This window comes from Ideonella sp., from assembly GCF_041287625.1.
Taxonomy (GTDB): Bacteria; Pseudomonadota; Gammaproteobacteria; order Burkholderiales; family Burkholderiaceae_C; genus Ideonella.
The window spans coordinates 1-20,721 of sequence record NZ_JBGGNH010000004.1 but is presented as its reverse complement, the minus strand read 5'-3'; the positions used below and the strand labels follow the sequence as shown (position 1 = coordinate 20,721).

General features: G+C 67.9%; 20 protein-coding genes and 1 pseudogene. 10 read left to right on the top strand and 11 right to left on the bottom strand.

From position 1 onward, the window contains the following. Positions 1-16: 16 nt before the first annotated feature. Both ACAH41_RS00500 and ACAH41_RS00495 read right to left on the bottom strand, forming a co-directional pair. Positions 17-2,194, bottom strand: a complete 2,178-nt coding sequence (locus ACAH41_RS00500) for a TonB-dependent hemoglobin/transferrin/lactoferrin family receptor (RefSeq protein ID WP_325650062.1) — start codon at positions 2,192-2,194, stop codon at positions 17-19. A gap of 278 nt (positions 2,195-2,472) precedes the next feature. Then, complete coding sequence (locus ACAH41_RS00495; protein ID WP_325650060.1) at positions 2,473-3,510, bottom strand: helix-turn-helix domain-containing protein; 1,038 nt, start codon at positions 3,508-3,510, stop codon at positions 2,473-2,475. A 207-nt stretch (positions 3,511-3,717) separates the two neighbouring features. Between ACAH41_RS00495 and eat the strand changes: the two genes are divergently transcribed. The 3 genes from eat to eutC all read left to right on the top strand — a co-directional run bounded on the left by eat (position 3,718) and on the right by eutC (position 7,351). Then, the gene (gene eat / locus ACAH41_RS00490) at positions 3,718-5,097 is read left to right on the top strand and encodes an ethanolamine permease (RefSeq protein ID WP_325650058.1); all 1,380 of its coding nucleotides are present in this window, start codon (positions 3,718-3,720) and stop codon (positions 5,095-5,097) included. 28 nt (positions 5,098-5,125) lie between these two features. Then, complete coding sequence (locus ACAH41_RS00485; RefSeq protein WP_325650056.1) at positions 5,126-6,502, top strand: ethanolamine ammonia-lyase subunit EutB; 1,377 nt, start codon at positions 5,126-5,128, stop codon at positions 6,500-6,502. A 66-nt stretch (positions 6,503-6,568) separates the two neighbouring features. Then, the gene (gene eutC / locus ACAH41_RS00480) at positions 6,569-7,351 is read left to right on the top strand and encodes an ethanolamine ammonia-lyase subunit EutC (protein WP_370538117.1); all 783 of its coding nucleotides are present in this window, start codon (positions 6,569-6,571) and stop codon (positions 7,349-7,351) included. Between the two features lie 4 nt (positions 7,352-7,355). Here the strand turns inward: eutC and yiaA are convergent, their stop codons facing one another. The 4 genes from yiaA to ACAH41_RS00460 all read right to left on the bottom strand — a co-directional run bounded on the left by yiaA (position 7,356) and on the right by ACAH41_RS00460 (position 11,201). Then, positions 7,356-7,790: an inner membrane protein YiaA gene (yiaA, locus tag ACAH41_RS00475; protein ID WP_325650054.1), complete on the bottom strand. Its 435-nt coding sequence runs from the start codon at positions 7,788-7,790 to the stop codon at positions 7,356-7,358. Positions 7,791-7,876: 86 nt separating this feature from the next. After that, positions 7,877-8,218: a hypothetical protein gene (locus tag ACAH41_RS00470; RefSeq protein WP_325650053.1), complete on the bottom strand. Its 342-nt coding sequence runs from the start codon at positions 8,216-8,218 to the stop codon at positions 7,877-7,879. A gap of 30 nt (positions 8,219-8,248) precedes the next feature. Beyond that, complete coding sequence (locus tag ACAH41_RS00465) at positions 8,249-10,510, bottom strand: FUSC family protein (protein ID WP_325650052.1); 2,262 nt, start codon at positions 10,508-10,510, stop codon at positions 8,249-8,251. A 49-nt stretch (positions 10,511-10,559) separates the two neighbouring features. Beyond that, the gene (locus tag ACAH41_RS00460; protein ID WP_325650051.1) at positions 10,560-11,201 is read right to left on the bottom strand and encodes an NAD(P)-dependent oxidoreductase; all 642 of its coding nucleotides are present in this window, start codon (positions 11,199-11,201) and stop codon (positions 10,560-10,562) included. A 101-nt stretch (positions 11,202-11,302) separates the two neighbouring features. On the opposite strand from ACAH41_RS00460, the gene ACAH41_RS00455 reads away from it, so the two are divergent. Next, positions 11,303-12,211 (top strand): LysR substrate-binding domain-containing protein, encoded by a 909-nt coding sequence (locus tag ACAH41_RS00455; RefSeq protein ID WP_325650050.1) that lies wholly within the window; start codon positions 11,303-11,305, stop codon positions 12,209-12,211. A 19-nt stretch (positions 12,212-12,230) separates the two neighbouring features. Here ACAH41_RS00455 and ACAH41_RS00450 read toward each other — a convergent pair whose 3' ends face one another. Continuing rightward, entirely contained in the window at positions 12,231-13,913 is a 1,683-nt protein-coding gene (locus ACAH41_RS00450) for an electron transfer flavoprotein-ubiquinone oxidoreductase (protein ID WP_325650049.1), read from the bottom strand. A gap of 230 nt (positions 13,914-14,143) precedes the next feature. On the opposite strand from ACAH41_RS00450, the gene ACAH41_RS00445 reads away from it, so the two are divergent. From ACAH41_RS00445 to ACAH41_RS00435, 3 genes are read left to right on the top strand one after another with little or no spacing between them, the layout of a single operon-like run. Next, a complete protein-coding gene (locus tag ACAH41_RS00445; protein ID WP_325650048.1) occupies positions 14,144-14,926 on the top strand; it encodes an SDR family oxidoreductase in 783 nt (260 codons plus the stop codon). Between the two features lie 7 nt (positions 14,927-14,933). Continuing rightward, entirely contained in the window at positions 14,934-15,632 is a 699-nt protein-coding gene (locus ACAH41_RS00440; protein ID WP_325650046.1) for a YceH family protein, read from the top strand. Between the two features lie 24 nt (positions 15,633-15,656). Further along, positions 15,657-16,076 carry an acyl-CoA thioesterase gene (locus tag ACAH41_RS00435; RefSeq protein WP_325650044.1) on the top strand — a complete coding sequence of 140 codons (420 nt, stop codon included), beginning with the start codon at positions 15,657-15,659 and terminating at the stop codon, positions 16,074-16,076. Positions 16,077-16,095: 19 nt separating this feature from the next. On the opposite strand, the gene ACAH41_RS00430 is transcribed toward ACAH41_RS00435, so the two are convergent. Genes ACAH41_RS00430 through ACAH41_RS00420 form a run of 3 tightly spaced genes read right to left on the bottom strand, consistent with a single transcriptional unit; the run spans position 16,096 to position 18,155 of the window. After that, a complete protein-coding gene (locus ACAH41_RS00430) occupies positions 16,096-17,112 on the bottom strand; it encodes a DUF3667 domain-containing protein (protein WP_325650043.1) in 1,017 nt (338 codons plus the stop codon). A 26-nt stretch (positions 17,113-17,138) separates the two neighbouring features. After that, positions 17,139-17,684 (bottom strand): PAS and helix-turn-helix domain-containing protein, encoded by a 546-nt coding sequence (locus tag ACAH41_RS00425; RefSeq protein WP_325650042.1) that lies wholly within the window; start codon positions 17,682-17,684, stop codon positions 17,139-17,141. Between the two features lie 15 nt (positions 17,685-17,699). Beyond that, a complete protein-coding gene (locus tag ACAH41_RS00420) occupies positions 17,700-18,155 on the bottom strand; it encodes a PaaI family thioesterase (RefSeq protein WP_325650041.1) in 456 nt (151 codons plus the stop codon). Between the two features lie 86 nt (positions 18,156-18,241). Here ACAH41_RS00420 and ACAH41_RS00415 point away from each other — a divergent pair, with 86 nt between their 5' ends. Both ACAH41_RS00415 and ACAH41_RS00410 read left to right on the top strand, forming a co-directional pair. Beyond that, a complete protein-coding gene (locus ACAH41_RS00415) occupies positions 18,242-18,943 on the top strand; it encodes a CoA transferase subunit A (RefSeq protein ID WP_325650039.1) in 702 nt (233 codons plus the stop codon). 19 nt (positions 18,944-18,962) lie between these two features. Continuing rightward, the gene (locus tag ACAH41_RS00410) at positions 18,963-19,601 is read left to right on the top strand and encodes a CoA transferase subunit B (RefSeq protein WP_325650038.1); all 639 of its coding nucleotides are present in this window, start codon (positions 18,963-18,965) and stop codon (positions 19,599-19,601) included. Between the two features lie 78 nt (positions 19,602-19,679). Here the strand turns inward: ACAH41_RS00410 and ACAH41_RS00405 are convergent, their stop codons facing one another. Next, positions 19,680-20,270 carry an NADPH-dependent FMN reductase gene (locus ACAH41_RS00405; RefSeq protein ID WP_370538116.1) on the bottom strand — a complete coding sequence of 197 codons (591 nt, stop codon included), beginning with the start codon at positions 20,268-20,270 and terminating at the stop codon, positions 19,680-19,682. A gap of 157 nt (positions 20,271-20,427) precedes the next feature. On the opposite strand from ACAH41_RS00405, the pseudogene ACAH41_RS00400 reads away from it, so the two are divergent. Continuing rightward, positions 20,428-20,721 (top strand): annotated as a pseudogene (locus ACAH41_RS00400) (hypothetical protein); the annotation flags it as partial.

Below are 20,721 nucleotides of genomic sequence, written 5' to 3'. Positions count from 1 at the left end.
GGCTCCGGCAAGGTCTTCAGAAGTCGTAGCGCGCGGCAACCTGCACGCTGCGGCCAGGCGCGGTGTAGGCGTCTTTCACGGTGCTGCTGTCGGCCAGGCCGCGCACGTCGGACCAGCGCGTGTAGTGGCGGTCGAACAGGTTGCTGACATTGGCCTGCAGCGTGAGGGCCGGCAACGGCTTCCAGCTGCCGCCCAGGTCCAGCGTGGTGTAGCCGGTGGGCGCGTAGTAGGTGGCGCTGGAGACTTCGCTCCTGGCCTCGCCCTGCACGTGCAGCGCGCTGGCGCGCAGCGACCAGTCCGCTGCTTCGTAGCGCAGGCCCAGCGTGCTGCGGGCAGGCTCCACGGTGTCCAGCGGGGTCTTCACGCCACCCGCCTCGCTGCGGCCATGCGAGATGGCCACGCCACCGTTCAGCACCCAGCCGCCGCGCTGCCACTCGGCGCGCGCTTCGCTGCCGAGGATGCGGGCCTTGCTCAGGTTGATGTACTGGAAGACCAGCGGATCGGTCGGCGCGCCGGTGCCGCTGACGACCTGCTGGCTGATGAAGTCGTCGTAGCGGTTGTCGTAGTGCAGCACCTGGTAGCGCAGTTGGCCGAAGGCGCCACGCACGCGGCCGCGCAGGCCCAGCTCTACGCTGTTGGCGCGCTCGGCCTTCAGGTCCGGGTTGCCGATGCTGCTGTAGAACTGCGCCGGGTTGGCGAAGCTGCTGTTGACCTGGTCGGGGGTGGGCGCGCGGAAGCCGCGGGCCCAGTTGACGTAGGGCGCAAACGCGTCGTCGGCGCGCCAGATGGCGCCCAGGCGCGGCGTGGCGGCCTGGTCCGACAGCGAGACCGCCGTGCCGGTGTAGCCGCTCTGGCTGGCCGAGAGCTTGTACGAGTCGAAACGCAGGCCGGGGATGATGCTGATGGGGCCGGCTTCGATCTCGTCCTGCACGAAGGCGCCAGCCAACGTGTAGGTGGTGTCGGGGAAGAGCTTGGGCGGGGTGATGCCGGTGAATTCGCCGGTGACCTTGGCCTGGCTCCAGTCCAGGCCGTAGCTGAAGCGCTGGCGGGCGTTTGCACCCAGCGCGGGCGTGGCAACGGTGCTTTCGAGCTGGGTCGAGAAGCCGAGCAGCTTCTGCTGGTAGTCGTAGTCGCGGCTCTGCGGCGAGTCGGTCGACACGCCGGCGGTGGTCAGCGTGCGTTCGGCCAGCGTGAGTTGGTGGGTCGTGGCGTCCTGCCAGTAGACCTGGCTGCGGGCGCGCTGCAGCCAGCTGCCGGCCTCGTCGTCGAAGCGGTGTTCCAGCGAGGCGCGCTGGCGGTCCAGCTTGTCGTGCGCGTCCAGGTCGGTGGTGGTGGTCGTGGTGCCGCGCGAGGTGACGTCGCCGCGGGCGCTGTAGACCTCGGTGTCCTGCTTGCGCTGTTGGCTTTCGAACGTCAGGCCCAGCTCGTGTTCAGGCGCCAGCGCATAGGCGACCTTGGCCAGCACCGCCGGGGCGCGGTAGCTGACGGGGTTGGGCGTCGTGCGGGTGCCGTCCTGGGTGTCCACGCTGCCCTGGTTGTCGGTCTCGTGGCCGCGGCGGGTGGTCAGAAGCAGCAGGCCTTGCCACCGCCCATCGAGACCTTCGCGGCCGGCCAGGCCCAGCGTGGCGGCATAGGAGTCGTCGACAGCGTTGTAGCCGGCGCGGGCAAAGCCGCCGAAGGTCTGGCCTTTCTTCAGCAGGTCGGCCGGATCCAGCGTGCGAAGGCTGACCACGCCGGCCAGGCCGTCGCTGCCATATTGGGTGGACGCCGGGCCGCGCAGCACTTCGACGCTTTGCGCGGTGTCCAGCACCAGGAAGTCGCCACGGCCGGTGCCGATGGGGCCGAACGTGAAGCCGGCGGGGGTGCGCACGCCGTCGACCAGCATCATCACCTGGTTGCCTTCGAGGCCGCGGATGTTCACGCCTTCGTTGCCGGCGCGCGCGGTGCCGCCGGAGGCATTGAAGCGCGTGGCCTGCTGGCGCACGGTGAGGTCCAGCTCGTCGTTGAGCAGGTCCTTGATGTCGCGCGCGCCGCTTTGTTCGATGCGCTTGGCCGGCAGCACCGTGACGGTGGCCGGCACGTTGTCGACCGCACGCTCGGTGCGCGTGGCGGTGACGGTCACCAGCGGCAGCGATGCGTCAAGCGCGGCGGCGGCGGGTGAGGCGGCTTGCGCCCATGCGATCAAAGGCAGCATCGGGGCAACGGCCCCAGCCAGGCCCATGGCGAGTGCCAACGGCGTCTTGCGGATCACTTGCGTTCCAGAAATGAAGGAGGCGGCAGGTGCTGGCGCAAGGCTGGCGGTGCCAGGCTGGAAGCGGGCGCTGCGCGGTGGCAGCGCTGCCTGCGGCAGGTTGCGGAACAACCCGGATCAGGGCCGTTTCAGCAGGTGCTTCCAGAGGTTGAAACGATTGTAATGCGAATCACTCTCATTTCAATAAATTCATGAAGGTCCGGCGCATCTTTGGACAGACGTCAGTGCAGCGCGCTGCCGCCGGGCTGTTGCCAGCGCTTCCAGGTGGCCGAGGGCAACTCGCCGAACAGTTCGCGGTAGTCCTGCGAGAACTGGCCGAGGTGCCAGAAGCCTTGCGAGGTGGCCGCCTCTGCAACAGAGCGGGCCTCGCGCAATGCACGCCGCGCGGCGGTGAGCCGCACGGTGCGCAGGAAGGCGGCCGGTGCCAGGCCGGTGGTCTGCTGGAAGGCGCTTTGCAGCGTGCGCCGGCTCACGCCCAGCGCTCCGCACAAGGTCGCGACGCTGGGCGGCTCGTCGGCCAGGCTGGCGCAGGCGGCTTGGCGCAGCCAGGCCTGCGCGCGGGCGACCAGGGTGCCGGCGCGAGCGGGCGAAAGCACTGCGGGGGCACCGCCATCCGCCGGGAGCAGCGCCAGCAAATGGCTCAGCAGTTCTTCGCGCAACTGGCTCGCGGCGTCGGCCCAGGCCAGCAGGTCCGGCTGGGCCTGGGCCATGGCCAGCACGGTGGTGACCTGCTCGCGCAAGGCTTGCAGTTGCTGGGGCTGCGCTGCGTGCAGGCCGGCGCGGGTCAACAGGCGCTCGATGGCCAGTTGCTGCGCCGGGCTGGCCAAGGCCTGCAGGCTTTGCCGCGGCAGCGAAAACCCGGCCATGCACAGGCCCTCGGGCGTGACGAATTCGAAGCCGGCCGGGCCGGAGAAGCTGCAGAAGCGTTCGGCGCGGGCCTGGCCTTGCCAATCGGTGTTGCCGCAGAAGCTCACCGCGCCCTGGCCCAGCGACAGCGGCACGCCCAGCGCCAGTTGTCCTGCTGGAAGCGCACCACGCTGCAGCAGCCGGCGGCTGGTGTCTTCCACAAACAGGTGCAGGTCGCCCAGCCACAGCTCGCGCACCCGGCCTTCGAAAGGGCCGGCCGAGAGCTGCGCATAGTCCTGCTGCCAGTCCTGCAGCAGCGCGGCCTGTTCGTCGGCGTCCCCCGTCTGGCGCAGGTACAGGCCGGGCGGGAGGGGACTTGTTGAGGATGACGGTGCGGGGAAGGGCTGGGCCATGGTTCCGTGGTCCGCTGGGTGCACGCAAGGTACGGCGACGGCTGGGTGTTTGCAATCCATGTGCCACCTGAGACAGGCCGGTGACGGCGATCCTTGAACTTGCCGATTTCCGATAGCCAGCCGGTGCCGCACTGCCGAAGATGGCGACCGACCCTAGCCCCGTTGAACCTACAACGCAGACCCACAACTCATCACCAGGAGGTTCCCATGAGCACCCCCGGACATCTGAAACCCACCCTGAACGCCTGGCACCTCTGGGGCCTGGCCGTCGGCCTCGTCATCTCGGGCGAATACTTCGGCTGGAGCTACGGCTGGGCCAGCGCCGGCACGCTGGGCTTCCTGATCACGACCTTGGTCGTGGCAGCGATGTACACCAGCTTCATCTTCAGCTTCACCGAGCTGAGCACCGCGATCCCGCACGCGGGCGGCCCGTTCGCCTACGCGGCCCGCGCGCTGGGCCCGACCGGTGGCTTCATCGCCGGCTTTGCGACGCTGGTGGAGTTCGTCTTCGCGCCCCCAGCCATCGCGCTGGCGATTGGCGCCTACCTGAACGTGCAGTTCCCCGAGGTCAGTCCGAAGCTGATGGCCGTTGGCGCGTACGTGATCTTCATGACGCTGAACATCGTCGGCGTGAAGACGGCGGCGACCTTCGAACTGTTCGTCACCGTGCTGGCCATCGTCGAGCTGCTGGTCTTCATGGGCGTGGTCGCACCGGGCTTCTCGGTGGCCAACTTCACGGCCAAGGGCTGGGCCGGCAGCGACACCTTCTCGCCCGCGGCGATCTCGGGCATGTTCGCGGCCATTCCGTTTGCGATCTGGTTTTTCCTGGCGATCGAAGGCGTGGCGATGGCGGCCGAAGAGGCGAAGGAGCCCACGCGCACGATTCCCATTGCCTACATCGCCGGCATCCTGACGCTGCTGGTGCTGGCGCTGGGCGTGATGGTGTTTGCCGGTGGTGCGGGCGACTGGTCCAAGCTGTCCAACATCAACGACCCGCTGCCGCAGGCGATGAAGATGATCGTTGGCGAAAACAGCGGCTGGCTGCACATGCTGGTGTGGATCGGGCTGTTCGGCCTCGTGGCCTCGTTCCACGGCATCATCCTCGGCTACTCGCGGCAGATCTTTGCGCTGGCGCGCGAGGGCTACCTGCCGGGCTGGCTGGCTGCCGTGCACCCGAGCTTCGGCACGCCTTGGCGCGCCGTGCTGGCGGGCGGTGTGATCGGCATCGCCGCGATCTTCAGTGACGAGCTGATCAAGTTCGGTGGCCAGACGCTGACGGCCAACATCGTCACGATGTCGGTGCTGGGCGCGATCGTCATGTACATCATCTCGATGGTGAGCCTGTTCGCGCTGCGCAAGAAGGAGCCGAACCTGGAGCGGCCGTTCCCGGCGATCGCCTATCCGGTGCTGCCAGCGGTGGCGCTGGTACTGGCGGTCGGCTGCCTGGTCACGATGATCTGGTTCAACGCACTGATCAGCGGCGTGTTCCTGGGCGTGATGGCGCTGGCGTACGTTTACTTCCGCCTGACGGTGGGCCAGCGTACCGCCGCTGCGGCGCTGTCGAGCGCGGTGGTCGCCGGTTCCTGATCGACGTTTCCTCAAGCACACTGCACGCATGCCGTATGCACACACCCTGGGTGGCCAGGTCTGGCGGTTTGCCGACCTGAAAACCTTGCTCGCGAAGGCCACGCCGCTGCGCTCGGGCGACGTGCTGGCCGGCCTCGCGGCCGGCACCGCCGCAGAGCGCATGGCCGCGCGGCTGGCGCTGGCCGAGCTGCCGCTGAACACCTTCCTGAGCGAGGTGGTCGTGCCCTATGAGGCCGACGAGGTCACGCGGCTGATCATCGATACGCACGACGCCACGGCCTTCGCCGAGATCGCCCACCTCACCGTGGGCGACTTCCGCGACTGGCTGCTCGGCGAGCAGGCCGATGAAGCGGCGCTGGCCCGCGTGCGCCGCGGCATCACGCCCGAGATGGCCGCGGCCGTCAGCAAGCTGATGCGCAACCAGGACCTGATGCTGGTGGCGCGCAAGTGCCGCGTCATCACGCGCTTTCGCAACACGCTGGGCCTGCCGGGCCGGCTGGCGATGCGGCTGCAGCCCAACCACCCGACGGACGACCCGCGCGGCATCGCGATCTCGATGCTGGACGGGTTGCTTTACGGCGTGGGCGACGCGGTCATCGGCATCAACCCCGCGGGCGACGGCATCGGTCCGCTGACGGGCCTGATGCATGCAGTCGACGAAGCCATCCAGCGTTTCGAGATTCCAACGCAAGCCTGCGTGCTGACGCACGTCACGAACCAGATCCAGGCCATCGAACGCGGTGCGCCGGTGGACCTGGTCTTCCAGTCGGTCGCCGGCACCGAGGCCGCGAACCGCAGCTTCGGCATCGACCTCGCGGTGCTGCGCGAGGCGCGCGAAGCGGCCTTGAGCCTCAAGCGCGGCACGCTGGGCGACAACGTCATGTACTTCGAGACCGGTCAGGGGTCGGCGCTCTCGGCCAATGCCCACCACGGCGTGGACCAGCAGACCTGCGAGGCCCGTGCTCACGGCGTGGCGCGTGCCTTCGACCCGATGATCTGCAACACCGTGGTCGGCTTCATCGGCCCGGAGTATTTGTTCGACGGCAAGCAGATCATCCGCGCCGGCCTGGAAGACCACTTCTGCGGCAAGTTGCTGGGCCTGCCCATCGGCTGCGACGTCTGCTACACCAACCATGCCGAGGCCGACTCGGACGACATGGACACGCTGATGACGCTGCTCGGCGCGGCAGGCGTGACCTTCCTGATCGGCGTGCCCGGGGCCGACGACGTGATGCTGAACTACCAGAGCACCTCGTTCCACGACGGCCTGGTGCTGCGCGAACTGCTGGGCCTGCAGCGCGCGCCCGAGTTCGAAGCCTGGCTGCAGCGCATGGGCGTGACCGGAGAGGCTGGCCAACTGCTGCCGGTCACTTCGAGCCACCCTTTGCTGCAGCACTTTGGATGACGCCATGAGCGCTCCCGCACGGCCGCCCGAAGGGGGCGCTTCTTCCCTCATGGAGGGACCCACGAAATGGAGGGTGCATCTGTGACCGACAAGCCCCTGATCACCGCGGACCCGTGGGCCGTGCTGCGCAGCCAGACCCCGGCGCGCATCGGCCTGGGCCGCAGCGGGCGCAGCATGCCCACCAAGGAACTGCTGGCCTTCTCGGCCGCGCATGCGCAAGCGCGGGACGCGGTGCACCTGCCGCTGCAGGCCGACGCGCTGGCCGCGCAACTGGCCGACTTGTTTGGTGAGCCCACGCTGCAGTTGCGCAGCGCCGCGCCGGACCGGTCCACCTACCTGCTGCGACCCGATCTCGGCCGCCGCCTGAGCGACGACAGCCGCGCCTTGCTGTCGCAACAAACATTCACCGGCTGTGACCTGCTGCTGATCGTCGGCGACGGCCTTTCCGCCGCCGCCGTCGAACGCCAGGCCGTGCCCATGCTGGCAGCGCTGCTGGCGACGAAACCCGAGGGCTGGCGCCTCGGCCCGCCAGTGCTGGCCACGCAAGCCCGTGTGGCGCTGGGCGACGAGATCGGCGAACGCCTGGCCGCCGCGCAGGTCGCGATGCTGATTGGTGAGCGCCCCGGCCTCAGCTCACCCGACAGCCTGGGCGTCTACCTGACCCACGCCCCCAGAGTCGGACGCAGCGATGCCGAACGCAACTGCCTGTCGAACGTGCGGCCGGAGGGGCTTTCGCATGCCGAGGCAGCGAGAAAGCTGTGGTGGCTGGCGCAGGCGGCCAGGCGCCTGCAGCTGACGGGGGTGGGGCTGAAGGATCACAGTGATGTGAAGGCAGTCCCGGAAGGCTGATGGTTCAGGCGGTGGGCCTGGTGTCCTGGGCCGCTGGCCTGTCCCCGCTCATTGCCACATCCCGCACATTCTTCTGCACCGCCACCGCGGCAAACAAGCTGAGCACGAAGCCCATCGCGTAGAAGCCTTTTTCGCTGGCGGCGAGTTGGGCGTTCCAGAGGCCGACTGCGAGCAGCGTGAGCGAGGCGGCCAGCGAGATCCAGCAAAGGGAGAAGTACATGCCGGTGACTGGCGTGCCTTCGAGGCGGTCGCGCACTGACTTCTGCAGCGAAACGGCGGCGAACAGGCCGTACATCAGCAACGTCAGGTAGTAGCCCTTTTCGTTGAGCTGCATGTTGGCGTTCCACAGGCCGATCAGGTAGGTGGCTGCGCCAACCACCAGTGCGAGCCACGAGGCGCCGATGAAGGCAGAGGTGGGACGTTGCAGTTGCGGCTTCATGGGTTCCTCCCGGCGATGTGTTGGGCTGCGACTGTACCCAACCGGCGCGCGCTGCGGTGCAGCAGGCCAGCGCTGCACGGGGAGGGTCAGTGGCGCCGGGTGTCGCGCAGGCCCTTCAACAGCGCGGTGGCGGCCAGTTCGGTGTTGAGCGAGCGTTCCAGCGGCGAGCGGCACAGGCCGGCCTGCTCGTAGTGCTGGTTTTCATAGATTTCCGACAGCGCCGGGAAGGCCTGCAGCAGGTTTTCCAGCGCGTCGTCCATGGGGGTGTTGGCCAGCAACTGGCCCAGCTCCCGCACCAGGCGCTGGTATTGCTCGGCACTGGCCTGACGGGGTTGGCGATCCAGTCGCTCCAGCAGCATGGCCAGCGCGGCCAGCGGCTTCAGGCGGGTGGGCAGCATGATCAGCGAAGGGGTGGCATTGGCATCCATGCGCTGAATCTGCCGCCGCGGCCGCAGTTTTCAAGGGCCGGGATCGGCGGATTTTGTCGGCGTGGCGGGGAGGCTGGCTCGCGGAGCCGGCATCGCGACGGCTTTCAGCACTTCGGCAGCGGCGGCGAGCCGCTGTGCGGCCAGCTCGATCAGGTCCAGCCGGCGCTGCAGCCAACGCATCAGATGCGCGCTTTCGCCATCGCCATCGGCGGCGAGGGGTGACCAGGGTGGCGCCGTCGGCACCGGCGGGTTGGCCGACTGACGAGGGGGGTCGCCTGGCAACAGGCCGGCCGTGACGGTCAGCAGGGGACCGAGGTGGGCGGCGCAGCGGGCCAACGCGGCTTCCGTTGCAGCCTGGTCCATTTGCGCGTGGCGGTAGATCAGCAGGCGTCGCAGCGCGGCCAACTGGGCCAGCAGCACATGGCTTTGCACCAGCAGCGAGGCCAGCGTGTGGATGGGCAGGCGCACGGCACGGGGTTCGACGCCGGTGCGCTGCGCCATGCCGGCCAGCGCGCCAATGCTGTCATAGACCTCGCGCCGGGCCAGTTTCAGCGGCAGCTCGGGTTGCGGTGGCAGCGGCCAGCGCAGCACCTGTTCGGCCAGCCTGGCGAGACCCAGGCGCACCCGACCGGTCTGCAGCGCCAGGCTGCGATGCTCCCACCACGGCAGCACGAAGCTGAAGCCCCAGGCCAGCAGAGCGCCCAGCACTGTGTCGGCCAGCCGCTCGGCCACGCCGAAACCGGCTTCCGGCTGCGCCAGATGGGCCTGCAGCAAGGCCATCACCGTGGCTGCGATGGCGGTCACCAGGTAGCGGCGGTTGACGAAGGCATGCGCCACGCCGGCGGCGAGCAGGAAGAGCAGGCCTGACAGCGCCGTGACATGCAGCGCTGCCAGCAGCATCACGACCAGGCAGCCGATCAGCGTCCCGGCCATGCGCGCGTCGCGCCGCACCAGCGTTTGCTCCAGGTTACCGCGCAGCACCACGGCCACGCTGAGCACCAGCCAGTGCGGGTGCGAGGCCCACGGCAGCCACAGCGCCAGCACGTAGGCGCAGGTCAGCGCCACGGCGCAGCGCAGCGCATGTCGCAGCACCGGCGAGGCCAAGTGCAGCTGGGACTTCAGCGCGGCCAGCGGCCAGCCCTCGGCGCTGACGAACAGCTGCAGCTCGTCGCGGTCTGGTACCGGAAGTGGCGGCTGGCCGGGCTGCGGTGCGGCGAGTGCCGCCTGCAGTCGCGCCAGGTCGTTGAGCATGTGCTCGCCGCGCATCACCAGCGCGTTCACCAGTTCCTGCTGGGCGGGTGACACGCCGTCGTCCAGTGCGATCTTTTGCTGGACCTGCAGCTGGCCGCGCAGATCGGCCACCGTGCCGCGGGTTTCGACCACCGGCTCGCCGAACTGCAGCGCCAGCGCCACGCGGGCGAGCTGCAGTGCAATCTGCTCCATCGTGCCGCACAGCGTTTCCCGCAGCGCCAGCGCGCGTGCGGCCGCGTGCGGGCCGAGGTCCAGGCTTTCCAGGTCCAGCTCGCTGACCAGCAAGGTGTCGCGCAATTCGATGACCTGCAGCAGCGCCTGGGTCTGGGCCGGCACGCCGGGCTTGTCCAGCGCGGGAAACAGCAGGTCGCGGGCGGCTTGCAGGCGCTCGTCCAGCACGGCCTGGTGGGCCAGCCATTCCTGCAACGGCGACTGGGCGGGCAGCGCGCCTGGCTCGGCCGGGCCCAGCAGCCGGCTGCGGGACTGCAGCAGCGCGGCCAGGGTTTCGAGCGAGCCGGCCAGCGCCAGCGTGCGCAGCCGCGGCTGCAGCAGGCGCGAGGCAAGGCTGGCCCAGGCCAGGTAGACCAGCGCGCCCAGCAGCGTCCAGCCAGTGTGTTGGGCCAGCGCCGGCAAGCCCATGCCAGGCGGCAACGCGAGGCTGAAGACCAGCGCCAGGATGCCGACGAAGGACACCGCACCAGCGCGCGGTCCCCAGGCCAGCGCCATGCAGGAGGCGGCGGCGATCAAGGCGATCGTCAGCGCCAGCAAAACGGGATGCGCGGCGACCGCCAGCACCAGCGCGCTGCAGCCGGTGCCGACCAAAGCGGCGGTGAATACCCGGTAGCGTGTGCGGTCCGGCGCCAGCGGCGTGTCGGCCAGGCTGGCGTAGATGGCGCCAGAGGCAGCGACAAACGCCGCCGATGCGCCGCCCAGCGGCCAGACCACCAGTTGCACCAGCGCCAGGCCCAGCGACACCGAAATGCCGTTCAAGCCGTAGGTGGGCAGGTGCAGCCCCGCGAGCAGCCAGCGTGGAAGTTGCATGCTGCGCATTGTTGCGCAGCCGCCCGGCAGAACTGCCGCGCTGCAGCGCTCAGCTGGCGACCGTGAAGCGCGCCCGCACGTGGCGCGGGTTCTCCAGCTCGTCCACCAGCGCCACGGCCAGGTCAGCCACCGAGATGTGGCCGGGCTGGTCGCCGTCCATCAGCGGCTGCTCGCTGCCCAGTCGGTAGTTGCCGCTGCGCTCGCCGGGTTGCAGCAGGATGGGCGGGGACAGGAAGGTCCATTCCAGCGAATCTTCGCCGCGCAGGCGGTTCAGCGCTTCACGGGCGGCGGATGCGGCGGCTTTGTATTCGGCCGGGAAGGTTGGCGTGTCCACCAGTTGCACGCCAGGGGCGACGAACAGGCTGCCGGCGCCACCCACCATCACGAAACGCTTCACGCCGGACTGCTTCACACCGGCGACCTGCGCGTCGTAGCCGCGCAGGAATTCGTCGTGGATGTCGGGGTTGGTCCAGCCGGGGTTGTAGGCGCTGAGCACCGCGTCATGGCCGCGCACCGCGGCGGCGACCTGGTCTGCCACCAGCGCGTCGGCCTTCACGACGGTCAGGTTCGGTTGAGCGGGCAGCTTCTCGGGATGGCGCGCCAGCACCGTCACCTGGTGGCCGCGTTGCAGCAGTTCGGTCAGGGCGGGCGTGCCGACAAAGCCGGTGGCGCCGATCAGGGCGATGCGCATGAAGAAACTCCGGTTGGATTGCAATGGAGAGTAGTTTGTCTGCTTCACGAACAGCGCGGTAGCGGGGCAAAATTGCTATCAGTTTGAAGTGGAGCTTCACGATGGATGATTTGCGGCGGCTGGCCGTGTTTGCCGCGGTGGTTCGGCACCGCTCGATGAGCGCGGCGGGGCGGGCCCTGGGCATGAGCCCTTCGGCGGTGAGCCAGCAGGTGCGCGTTCTGGAGAGAGAGGGCGGCGTGACCTTGCTGCACCGCTCCACCCGCAAGCTCACGCTGACCGATGCCGGCGAGCGCCTGCACATGGCCTGCGCTGCGATGGTGGTGCAGGCCGACCTGGCGCGGGCGGAGCTGCGCAGCGCACGCGAGGCCCCCAGTGGCGAGCTGCGCATTGCGGCAACCGTGGGCTTTGCGCGCCACATTGCCCCGGCACTGGGTGAACTGCTGGCCGCTCACCCGGCGCTGAGCCTGCAGTTGCTGGTGGACGATTCACCGGTGGACCTGATCGAGGCGCGGGTGGACCTGGCGGTGCGCTTTGGCAACGTGCCGGACATGCCTTGGGCGGCGCGGCGGCTGGGCAGTTTCGACTGGTGCCTGTGCGCATCGCCGGCCTGGCTGGCGCAGCATGGCGAACCAAGCTCGCCGGAAGCCTTGCTGGGCCATGCCTGGGTGGGATTTGTCCGGGCCAGCGGAGCTTTGATGTTCAGCTTCCAAGGCCCGGCGGGCGAGCGGCAGACCTTGCGCATCCAGCCGCGCATCGCGAGCAACAACCAGCTCTCGATCCAGCAGATGTGCGAGGCTGGCCTGGGCCCGGCGATGCTGGGCATGGTGGACGTGCAGGAAGCCCTGGATGCCGGCCGTCTGCGCCACCTGCTGCAGGATTGGCAGGCCGGCTCGCTGGACGTCTGGGCGCTGACGCCGCAGCGCGATGCGCAGCCGGCCAAGGTGCGGCATGCCGTTGCTGCGTTGGCCGCCTACCTGGCGCAGGTGCCCGGCATGCGGCCTCCCGTTTGAGCCCGGGCGGGCCGCGTTTTCACATGCCTGCGTAGTTCGGCCCGCCGCCGCCTTCGGGCGTGACCCAGACGATGTTCTGCGTGGGGTCCTTGATGTCGCAGGTCTTGCAGTGCACGCAGTTCTGCGCGTTGATCTGCAGGCGCTGCGTGCCGGCCTCTTCGACGAACTCGTACACGCCCGCCGGGCAGTAGCGGCTCTCGGGGCCGGCGAACTTGGCCAGGTTGACCTGCACCGGCACCGCGTTGTCCTTCAGCGTCAGGTGGGCCGGCTGGTTCTCTTCGTGGTTGGTGTTGCTGATGAAGACCGACGAGAGGCGGTCGAAGGTCAGCTTGCCATCGGCCTTGGGGTAGTCGATCCTGGTCGACTCGTTGGCCGGGCGCAGATAGACATGGTCCGGCGCGGTGCGGTGGAGGGTCCACGGCGGACTCTGAACGCCCAGCTTGGGCAGCAGCCACTGCTCGATGCCGGTCATCAGCGTGCCGACGGTGTTGCCCTTCTTGAACCACTGCTTGAAGTTCTTCGAGCGCATCAGCTCGGTTTTCAACCAGCTCTGCTCGAAGGCGGCGGGGTAGGCACTCAGTTCGTCCTGCGCGCGCTCGGCGCCGAGCGCGTCGAATGCGGCTTCGGCTGCCAGCATGCCGGTCTTGATCGCGGCATGGCTGCCCTTGATGCGGGCCGCGTTCAGCGTGCCCGCTTCGCAGCCGACCAGCGCGCCGCCGGGGAACACCAGCTTGGGCAGGCTCAGGATGCCGCCTGCCGTGATGGCGCGCGCGCCGTAGCCCAGGCGCTTGCCGCCTTCGATGTGCTGGCGGATCGCAGGGTGGGTCTTCCAGCGCTGCATTTCCTCGAACGGGCTCAGCCACGGGTTCTTGTAGTCCAGCCCGACGACGAAACCCAGCGTGACCTTGTTGCCTTCGAGGTGGTAGAGGAAGCCGCCGCCGTAGGTTTCGTGGTCCATCGGCCAGCCGGCGGTGTGCACCACCAGGCCGGGCTTGGCCTGCGCGGCCGGTACTTCCCACAGTTCCTTGACGCCGATCGCGTAGCTCTGCGGGTCCTTGCCGGCGTCGAGTTGGTACTTGACGATCAGCTGCTTGCCCAGGTGGCCACGCGAGCCCTCGGCGAAGATCGTGTACTTGCCATGCAGCTCCATGCCAAGCTGGAAGCTCTCGTTCGGTTCGCCGTCCTTGCCTACGCCCAGGTTGCCGGTGGCCACGCCCTTCACGCGGTTCTGCTCGTCGTACAGCACTTCGGCCGCGGCAAAGCCAGGAAAGATTTCGACGCCGAGCGCTTCCGCCTGCTCGGCCAGCCACTTGGTCACGGCGCCCAAGCTGATGACGTAGTTGCCTTCGTTGTGAAAGCACTCCGGCACCAGGCCGCCGGGCGTCTTCCTGGCGCCGGTCTCGGAGAGGAACAGCACTTCGTCGGCCGTCACCGGCTGGTTCAGTGGCGCGCCGCGCGCCTTCCAGTCGGGGAACAGCTCGGTGATCGCGACCGGGTCCATCACTGCGCCGGAGAGGATGTGCGCGCCCGGCTCCGACCCTTTTTCCAGCAACACCACATTGACCTCGCGGCCCTTCTCGGCGGCGAGTTGCTTCAGGCGGATCGCGGTCGACAGGCCAGCAGGGCCGCCGCCGACGATGACCACGTCGTACGCCATGGATTCACGGGGACCGTACTGGGCCAGCAACTCGCTCGGGGTCATGGGTCTCTTTCTGCGTTTGATTGGGTTTGTCTCCGCGTGCCGCGTGCCGTGGGCCGGCCGCAGGCTCGTGCTTGAGGCAATTCTAGCGGCTCGCGCCCAAAAAAAGCACGATCGTGCTTTTGTGTCGCCATGGCGACCTGTGCCCCTGGAAACCCGGTGGACTGCGCCAGCGTAAATACCCGCGCGTCGCTGCCTGCCAAGCCCGCGAGGCACGTGCTATGGTTTGATCCATGAGCTACAACATTGACCTCTCGGGCCGCGTGGCCCTGGTGACCGGCGCCTCGAGCGGGCTCGGCGCCCAGTTTGCCAAGACCCTCGCCAAGGCCGGCGCCGCCGTGGTGCTGGCTGGCCGTCGCGTCGAACGGCTGAAGACCTTGCGCGCCGAGATCGAAAGTGTTGGCGGCGATGCCCACGTGGTCAAGCTGGATGTGACCGACCACGCCAGCATCAAGTCCGCCGTGGCCCACGCCGAGACCGAAACCGGCACGCTGGACATCCTGGTCAACAACTCCGGCGTGAGCACCACGCAGAAGCTCACCGACGTCACGCCGGAAGATTACGACTACGTGATGGACACCAACACCAAGGGCGCGTTTTTCGTTGCCCAGGAAGTGGCCAAACGCATGATTGCCCGCTCGCGCGGCGCGGCGCCGGGCACCTTCATTGGCGGGCGCATCGTCAACATCGCTTCGATGGCCGGGCTGCGCGCGCTGGGCCAGATCGGGCTGTACGGCATGAGCAAGGCCGCAGTGATCCACATGACCCGCGCGCAGGCGCTGGAGTGGGGCCGCTATGGCATCAATGTCAACGCCATCTGCCCCGGCTACATCGACACCGAGATCAACCACCACCACTGGGAAACCGAAGGCGGCAAAAAGCTGATGGCCATGCTGCCGCGCAAGCGAGTGGGCCAGCCGCAGGACCTGGACGCCACGCTGATGATGCTGTGCGCCAGCGAGAGCCATTTCATCAACGGTGCGGTGATTCAGGCCGACGACGGTTTTGGCGTCTGACGCACCGATGAGCGAAGAAGAAGTCCAGGCATCGCCGGGGGTGGTCGTGCCGGTCATGACCTTGCTGCAGGCCCGCGTGCTTGCAGTGCTGGTCGAGAAGCAGCACACGGTGCCGGACAGCTACCCGCTCTCGCTCAACGCGCTGCAGTCCGGCTGCAACCAGAAGACGGCACGCGCGCCGGTGATGGAGGTTGGCGAGAGCGACCTGCTGGAAGCGCTGGACGAGCTCAAGCGCAAGCACCTGATCTCGGAAGTCAGCGGCAGCCGCGTGGTGCGCTTCGACCACAACATGCCGCGTGGCCTCGGCGTGCCCACCCAGTCGGCGGCATTGCTGGCCACGCTGATGCTGCGCGGCCCGCAGACCGCTGCCGAGCTGCGCCTGAACAGCGAGCGGCTGCACCGCTTCGCGGACGTGTCCTCGGTCGAGGCCTTTCTCGACGAACTGGCGACCAAACAGCCCGCACGGGTGCGCAAGCTGGCGCGTTCTCCCGGTGAACGCGAGGCACGCTGGGCGCACTTGCTGTGCGGCGAGCCGCCAGCGTCCTTGGCCGGCGCATCGGGTGCTGCCTCTGGTGGCAACGGCGGGCAGACGGGGCCGGGCTGGTCCGACTGGGAAGCGCTGCAGGCCGAGGTGGTGCGCCAGGGCAGCGAGTTGGCAGAGCTGAAGCGGGTGGTGGCGGAGTTGCGCGAAGCCTTGGGCCATTGATCCATCCAGCGTGAGGGTAAGCGCATGCGATTCGAGTTGCCGGCCGAGAAAAAGCTGACCTGCGAGATGCGCATCCCCATCCGCTGGGGCGACATGGACCTGATGGGCCACGTCAACAACGCGATGTATTTCCGCTACCTGGAAACCGTGCGCGTCGAGTGGCTGCACGCGGTGGGCGGCAAGCCGGATCCGAGCGGGCAGGGCCCCGTCATCGTCAACGCCTTCTGCAACTTCCTGCGCCAGTTGGAATATCCCGGCGAGGTGCTGGCCCGGCACTACGTGGCCAACCCCGGCCGCAGCAGCTTCGACACCTTCATCACGCTGGAACGCGTTGACGAGCCCGGCGTGGTCTGCGCCGAAGGTGGGGCGACCACGGTGTGGGTCGACTTCCCGTCGGGCAAATCGGCCCCTCTGCCGGACTGGCTGCGTGCGCTGATCGCCTGAAGTCGCTGACCGGGCCGGCTCAGCCCGCGATCAGGACCCACAGGCCCAATCCGCCTGCGACCACGGCCAGCAGCAGCCCATACGCCGCCGATACGAGCAGCGCCCGCCACAGGGTTGTGAGCCTGTGGCCGTCGTAGACCTTGCGCATGGCCAGGTAACCGTAGGCCGGGATGGCGAGTACCGGCAGCCAGGCGATGAACGCGGGCAGCAACTGTTCAGCCAGCAGTGCCACGAACCAGAAGCTGTGCACGTGCAGGCTGAACACGAAGTGTTCGCCGTAGGTCCGGCGGCGCCCCACATAGGCGAGCTTCATCAGCGTGGCGAAGAACGGCAGCATCAGGAAGATGGCGTATGGCGCCATCGCGGTGAACTGGTGCGTCATCGCTGCCGGCTTGGCCTTGCCGGCGCGCAAGGTCATGTTCGCCACCAGCCGGTCCAGCCAGCCGCAGGAGGCAGGCTCGCTCAGGCAGCGGCGCTGTTGCGCCAGGTCAGACTCGTCAATGGCTGCGACCACCACGCCGTCGTCTTCATTCGCATCGTCCGACTCCTTCGCATCGTCCGATGCCGGATCGGCGGTTGTCGATGCTGTGCTGGCTGCAGAGGCAGCAGCCGCTGGCTTGTGCAGTCGCACGGCATTGGGGCCGACATTGACATGGGGCCCGTCGCCAGTGAGCTTGAGCACCAGGAAGAAGATGAAGCTCGCAGTCAGGTACAGCCGCAGCGGCAGCACAAAGTGCCGGCGTTTGCCATGGAAATACTCGCGCGTCAGTTGGCCGGGCTGCGTGAGCAGCATGCGCAGCGTGCGCCACAGCGCGCCTTCCAGCGCCACGTAGTGGGTGATGAACTCGTGCACGAATTCGGTGAAGCTGGGCGGATGCAGCACCGTCTCCTGGCCGCAGCGCGGGCAGTAGTCGGCATCGGGCAGCGGGGTCAGGTCCTGCTGGCAGTTGCGGCAATGCGGCGAGCGAGCGTGACCGTGATGAAGATGGGAGGGCGAAACGGACGAGGGCGAGGGCAGGGGCTGGGAGGTGATCACGACGGCTGTGGGGTGCGGCGGAAGATTCATACCGCAAGCAAGCGATGCACCAGCTCGGGCGTCGTGCTGGCGTTCATCTTGCGCATCAGGCGGGCGCGGTAGACGTCGACCGTGCGTGGACTGATGGCGAGCTTCTTGCCGATCTGCTTGCTGGTGTCGCCTTCGATCAGCAGCGCGGCGATCTCGCGTTCGCGGCCGGTGAAGTCGACCTTCAGCACGCGGCGGGCCGACAGGTCCTCGAAGGTCCAGATGCCGGCGGCATGAGGGTCGGCTGAATCCAGCGCGCGGCCGGACACGTGGCACCAGAACAGCTCGCCGCTCATGCGCTTCATCACGCGGTCATCGGCGTAGCGCCCGTCTTCGCCGAGGCTGGCGATGATGCGGTCGCCGGTGCGCTGGTATTCGGCGGTGCTGGGGTACATCACCTCGAAGGACTGGCCGATCAGCTGCGCACCCTCGGCGTAGAACATGGCCAGCGCGTGCTGGTTGCAGTCCACCACCAGCCGGTTGCGGGACAGCACCATGCCGATCGGGGCCAGGTCGAAGGCAATGCGGTAATCCAGGTCGATCATGTCAGGTACGAAAGCTCACAACAGCGCGTAAGTGGTGGTGGCGTGGGCCGCGAGTGTCCCAGATGGCAGCCGGCATTCGATCTCCCCGAACACCAATTGCCGGCCAAGCTTCAGCACCCGGGCCAGCACCTGCACCTCGCCGGCATCGCCCGGTACCGGGCGCAGGAAGCTGGTCTGGAGCTGCACCGTGGTCATGGGCTGGAAGCCGCCGAACTGGGCCGAGATGGCCAGCACCATCGCGCTGTCGGCCGCTGCCATCAGCGTCTGGCCGCAGAGCACGCCGCCGGCATGCACGTGCGGCGGCGTGACGGACAGGGCCAGCGTCAGTTCGCTGCCTTCCAGCCTGCGCACCTGCAGGTCCAGTGCCTGCACCCACGGCGCGAAGATCTCGCTGCAAAGGCGCTGCAATTGGGCCATGTCCAGTGGTTTGGCGAGCGGTGGCGAGGGTTTGCGGGGAGCGTCTGAGGTCATGGCCTTAGTCAAATCTACCTAGTGGACTACGTAATATGTTACGTAGTACCCTTCTTGCACATCCGAACAAGCCCGGAGGCAAACCCATGAACAAGATTTACCCGAGCGCAGCTGCTGCGCTGGAAGGCGTCGTCCAGGACGACCAACTGCTCGCCGTCGGAGGCTTCGGCCTCTGCGGTATTCCCGAGGCGCTGATCGACGCGCTGCAGGCCAGCGGCAAGCAGAACCTCACCGTCATCTCGAACAACGCCGGTGTCGATGGCTTCGGCCTCGGCAAGCTGCTCAGCACGCGCCAGATCAAGAAGATGATCTCCAGCTACGTGGGCGAGAACAAGGAGTTCGAGCGCCAGTACCTGGCCGGCGAGCTGCAGCTCGAATTCACGCCGCAGGGTACGCTGGCCGAAAAGCTGCGCGCTGGCGGCGCCGGCATCCCGGCGTTTTTCACCAAGACCGGCGTCGGCACCATCGTCGCTGAAGGCAAGGAGCTGCGCGAGTTCGACGGTCACACCTACGTGATGGAGCGCTCGCTCGCACCGGACGTGTCGCTGGTCAAGGCCTACGTGGCCGACAAGAGCGGCAACCTGCAGTTCCGCCGCACCGCGCGCAACTTCAATCCCAACGTCGCGATGGCCGGCAAGATCACCATCGTCGAGGTCGAGAAGATCGTCGAGACCGGCGAGATCGACCCGGACCAGGTCCACCTGCCCGGCATCTTCGTGCACCGCATCGTGCTGAACGCGACGCCGGAAAAACGCATTGAACAACGCACGGTCCGCAAGTCGGCCTGAGCTGAAGGAGACACACACCATGGCATGGACCCGCGATGAAATGGCCGCCCGCGCTGCACAGGAACTGCAGGACGGCTTCTACGTGAACCTGGGCATCGGCCTGCCGACGCTCGTCGCCAACCACGTGCCCGGCGGCATGGAGGTCTGGCTGCAGAGCGAAAACGGCCTGCTGGGCATCGGCCCCTTCCCGACCGAGGAGGAGGTGGACGCCGACATGATCAATGCCGGCAAGCAGACCGTCACCACGCTGCCCGGCTCGTCGATCTTTTCCAGCGCGGACAGCTTCGGCATGATCCGCGGCGGCAAGATCAACTTGGCCATCCTCGGCGCAATGCAGGTCAGCGAAAAGGGCGACCTGGCCAACTGGATGATCCCCGGCAAGATGGTCAAGGGCATGGGCGGCGCGATGGACCTGGTGGCCGGCGTCGGCCGCGTCATCGTGCTGATGGAGCACGTGGCGACCAAGAAGGACGGCAGCACGGACATGAAGCTGCTGCCCGCCTGCACGCTGCCACTGACCGGCCTGGGCGTGGTCAACCGCATCATCACCGACCTGGCCGTGATGGACGTGACCCCCGAAGGCCTGAAGCTGGTCGAGACCGCCCCGGGCGTGAGCCGCGAAGAGGTGCAGGGCAAGACTGGCGTGCCGCTGCACTGAGCGCCGCGCACCTGCAAATCGTCCAAGGGCCTTCGGGCCCTTTTTCATTGCACTTTGTGCGTGCTTGCGTTGCGCGCGTCAGTACGGCGGCGCCTTGCGCGTGCGCTGTTCGCGCGCGGCTTCGGTCCACCAGGCCAGGTCGTCGGCAAAGCGCGGGAAGGCTTTCTGCAGCGCCTCGCCGGCGCCGCCGGTCGGGTTGCCGTCGGCATCCAGCGTCTGCGAGATCGGGCCGACCGCCAATGCGCTGGAGATGACCACCATGCCCATCTCCGACAGGATGCTGTGCCAGATACTGCCCGAGCGCACACCCGAGAACCGACCGGCAGAGTAGCTGGCCACAGCCGCCGGTCGCCAGAACCATTCTTCCAGGAAATGGTCGGTCAGGTTCTTCAGCCCGGGCTGCGGCCCCCAGTTGTATTCGCCGGTCACGAAGACGAAGGCGTCGGCGCCGCGTATCTTCTGCGCCAGCGCTTCCATCGCCGCGGGCGCGGTACCCTGGGGGTACTCCTTGTACATGCGGTCGAGCATCGGCAGGCCGACGGCCTGGGCGTCGATCAGTTCGGCCTCGGCGCCGCGCGCGTTGAGGCCGGCCACCAGGTAGTCCGCCAGGCGAATGCCCATGCGGTCCGATCGATACGAGCCATAGAACACCAGGATCTTGTCAGCCATCTTCGCTCCGTTCGAGAGGCCGAGGCGGCCCCGCAGCGAAGGCTACAGCATCGAGGCCCTCCCTCATGGGTCATTTGGTAGCAGCTTCTTCCAGGCAGTCTGGCTACCATTCCCGTCCATGAAAAAGCCACTGCCAGCCCTTTGCACCGTTGCTCCGATGCTCGCCCTGCTGCTGGCCGGCCAGGTCTTTGCCGCACCCGCTGCGCAGCCGTTCGACGTGGTCAGGAAGCCGGAGTCCGTCGACCCCGAATGGCGTGCCCGTCTGTGTGCGCTGCTGTCGCAGCCTTGCGATCCGCAGTCCCTCGGGTTGTACCGGCCGCGTGGCGCCGCCGCGGGCGACTACGCGGTGTTGTCGGACGAACCGCTGGCCATGGCGATGGTGCGCATCAAGCGCGGCGCAGATTCGAGAACCTGGCAGCTGGCCCGCCTGCATGACTTCACAAGCTATGCC